This is a genomic window from Deltaproteobacteria bacterium, from assembly GCA_026712905.1.
Taxonomy (GTDB): domain Bacteria; phylum Desulfobacterota; class Binatia; order UBA9968; family JAJDTQ01; genus JAJDTQ01.
Genome location: JAPOPM010000146.1, coordinates 1 through 1,831 on the forward strand (window position 1 = coordinate 1; position 1,831 = coordinate 1,831).

General features: G+C 67.4%; 2 protein-coding genes. Both read left to right on the forward strand.

Annotation, left to right across the window (positions count from 1 at the left end):
- Nucleotides 1-81: 81 nt before the first annotated feature.
- The gene (istA, locus tag OXF11_11675) at nucleotides 82-1,299 is read left to right on the forward strand and encodes an IS21 family transposase (protein MCY4487754.1); all 1,218 of its coding nucleotides are present in this window, start codon (nucleotides 82-84) and stop codon (nucleotides 1,297-1,299) included.
- Nucleotides 1,296-1,831, forward strand: a 536-nt coding sequence (locus OXF11_11680; protein ID MCY4487755.1) for an ATP-binding protein, incomplete at its 3' end; no start/stop codon positions are given. The genes istA and OXF11_11680, both read left to right, overlap by 4 nt.

The following is a 1,831-nucleotide window of genomic DNA, read 5'->3' on the forward strand; positions in this document are numbered from 1 at the left end:
GAATGGAATTGACCCACCCCTGAGCAAGAGCATCCTCCCTGCAGACTGACGGGGAGGAGAACGTTGCTGAAAGGTGGGACGATGAAAGACCTGTACGAGATGAGGGGTCAGGGGTATTCGATCCGCGGGATCACACGGGAGCTGGGCGTCTCCCGGAACTCGGTGCGCAAGTATCTGAGGTCGCCGGGAGTGCCGCGGGCGAAGCAGCGCCCGCGGCGGGGGTCCAAGCTGGACACCTACACCGGCTACATCGACCGCCGGTTGGGGGAGGGTTTGGACAACTGCGTCGTGCTGCACCGGGAGTTGCGGTCGCTGGGCTACGAAGGCGGCTACACGATCTTGGTGGAGTATGTTCGGCTGCGGCGCCCTCGGCGCGAGCCGCGCGCGACGATGCGGTTCGAGACGGAGCCCGGCGAGCAGGCGCAGGTGGACTGGGGCAGCTTCAGCTACGTTGGGGCAGACGGCCGCAGGCACCGGCTCTGGGCGTTCGTGATGGTGATGGGCTGGTCGCGAGCGATCTACGTTGAGTTCGTCCGGCGTGCGGACGTGGCGAGCTTCATGCAGTGCCACGTCAACGCGTTCGAATACTTCGGGGGTGTGCCGCGGCGATGCCTGTATGACAACGCGAAGGTGGTGGTGCTGGGCCGGGATGCGGACGGGCGTCCGGAGTGGAACCGGCGGATGCTGGACATGTCGCTGCGCATCGGATTCGAGCTGCGGGTGTGCCAGCCATATCGGGCGCAGACAAAGGGGAAGGTGGAGAGCGGAGTCAAGTATGTGCGCGGCAACCTGTGGCCCAGCATCCGCTTCACGGATGACGCGGACCTGAACCGGCAGACCCTCGAGTGGTGCGACGGCGTGGCGAACCGGCGCGTTCACGGGACGACGGGTCGGCATCCCTGGGCGATGCTGGCCGAGGAGCGGGTCCAGCTCGGCGGGCTGCCGGAGCGTTCGGCGCTGGCGCCGTATCTGCGGGACGACCGCAGGGTGGCGCATGACGGCTACGTGCACTGGGAAGGCTCCCGCTACGGTGTGCCCTGGCGGTGGGCGGGAGCGACGGTCCAGGTGGGACAACGCTCGGGGACGGTGGAGATCTGGACGGGCGACCAGCGCCTGGCGGTGCATCCCCGTGCCGAACACTCCGGCCAGCGCTTCACCGCGCCGGGCCAGTGGGAAGGGTTGCCCAGGGGGGACGGCCGTCCACAGCGGGAGGCCGTGGCAGTCCAGGTGACGGCTGGTGACGTGGAGCGGCGCTCCCTGGACGTCTACGAGCTGGCTGCGCTGGGAGGTGTGCGATGATCGCCCTGGAGCAGACCCGTCAGCACCTGGAGAGCCTGGGGCTCAAGCAGGCGGCGGAAGCGCTCGATAACGCTCTGGACGCGGCGGCCGGCAAGCAGTTGACCTATCCGGAGATGCTCGCCGATCTGCTGGGCGTGGAGGTCAATGCTCGCCGCGAGCGCTACCTGACCACGAGAACCAAGCTCGCGCATCTTCCCTTCCAACGCTCCATCGAGCAGTTCGACTTCGACTTCCAGCCCTCCGTCGACGAGCGCCAGGTCAAGGAGTTGGCCAACCTCGCCTTCGTCGCCGAAGCCACCAACATCCTGCTGCTCGGACCGCCCGGCGTGGGCAAGACCCACCTGGCCGTCGCATTGGCGCTCAAGGCGATTGGGCACGGCTATGGCGCTTACTTCGTCCGCGCCTACGACCTGATGGAAGACCTCAGGAGGGCCCAGGCCGAGCAGAACCTCGGGCGGCGCATGCGTGTCTACCTCGCTCCCAAGGTCCTCGTCGTCGACGAGTTCGGCATCTGGCCCTACGACAGAGACGC

Excerpts from the sequence above, each read along its gene's own strand:
- istA (MCY4487754.1), top strand. The coding sequence starts at position 82 with ATGAAAGACCTGTACGAGATGAGGGGTCAGGGGTATTCGATCCGCGGG.